Genomic DNA, 1,509 nt, shown 5'->3' on the forward strand with positions numbered 1-1,509 from the left:
AAAGCGAAGCATCCATATGAATACATGTTGTTAGAAAATGAAGGACATGGTTTTTATAAGCCGGAGCATAGAGCCAACTACTACAAACGAGTTTTAGCGTTTCTTGATGAGCACTTAGTACTTTAATTTCGAATTGGCAAAACAAAGAAAAAAGCCCGAGTTAATCGGGCTTTTTTTCTACGTTAATAAAATTAAGGATGGTATCTTTGTTTACAAATTAAATACAAGAGTTTTAATGTTAAGATAAATTATTAATCAGAATGGACATAAAATGAAAATAATAACATATGGGATTTTAGTATTGTCGTTGCTATTTGGACAAACAATAGCTGCGAAGCAAATACCTGTTGAAGCGTTTAGTTCTGGCGAAAAATACTCACGAGTCAAAATTTCACCAACAGGAAAGTATCTCAGCTTTACCTCTGAAGTAGAAGGCCGCAAGAGGTTATTTGTACTAAATCTAGAAGAAAATAAAATCGAGAATGTTGTCAGGTTCTCAGGTAATTCTGAAGTAGGTTCTTATCAATGGGTTAATAATGAGCGTTTGGTAATGCAAAAGCTCTATGTTAAAGGTTGGACAGATCATCCTGTTTATCATGGTGAACTTTTTGGTGTTGATGCTGATGGCTCTAGTGATAAATACTTGGTCGGTTACCAAGGACCAATGGAAACTGGCTCTCTTTTAAAAAGAGCGTCAGCAGTATATGGTACTTCTTACATATTAGACCCGTTGATACATGATGATAAACATATGTTGGTTTACACTATTCCATGGAACGCAAGTAAAGAACCAACAACTATCGTATACCGAGTGAACGTAAAAACGGGTGTGCGAAAAAGAATTACACGCTCTCCTTCAAGAATGGCTGCTTTCTTAACTGACAATCAAGGACATGTGAGAGTGTCGTTGTCGACAGATGATTATATAAACCAAACCATCCACATTAGAGATAACAATAAAGATGATTGGAGAGAGTTTAAACTCAATGCAAATCTCACAGACATTAATCTGCATGCATTTGATGGTAGTGGTAAAAAGATCTACATCACAGCATCTCAGTCGGGTGAAGCAGAGGGAGTTTTTGAGTTAAACCTAGGGTCTGGCAAGGTCAAAAAACTACTTCAAGACCAAGTGGTCTCACCTAAAAAGTTATGGGTTGATAATATCAATCATGAGCTTTTTGCCGTAGAACTAGAACCTGGTTACCCAACTTATGCCTTTGTTGATAACACGGCAAAAATGAGTCAACGTTTAAAAGATTTAATACAGTCTTTGCCTGGTGAACAAATTCAGCTAGTTAGTTCAACATTAGATGCGAACAAGTCGATAGTGTATGCGCACAGTGATATAAATCCGGGCACATATTATTTGTTCCATGCTGATAAGAATAAGTTACAGTTTTTATTTAACACAAAGGAAGGTATCGACTACCGTTTGATGGCAGAAACTAAGCCTGTTTCATTTAAAGCGAGAGACGGCCTTGAAATTCATGGTTATCTTACTTTGCC

Annotated in this window: 1 protein-coding gene and 1 pseudogene; both read left to right on the forward strand. The window is 36.6% G+C overall.

What is annotated here, in order from left to right; genetic code table 11:
- A partial coding sequence (locus tag AC1HJP_RS21100; RefSeq protein WP_480363460.1) for an alpha/beta hydrolase family protein occupies positions 1 to 126 on the forward strand: 126 nt, incomplete at its 5' end.
- A 145-nt stretch (positions 127 to 271) separates the two neighbouring features.
- Positions 272 to 1,509: pseudogene (locus AC1HJP_RS21105) on the forward strand (S9 family peptidase); the annotation flags it as partial.

The organism is Pseudoalteromonas sp. NFXS53 (genome assembly GCF_056629255.1).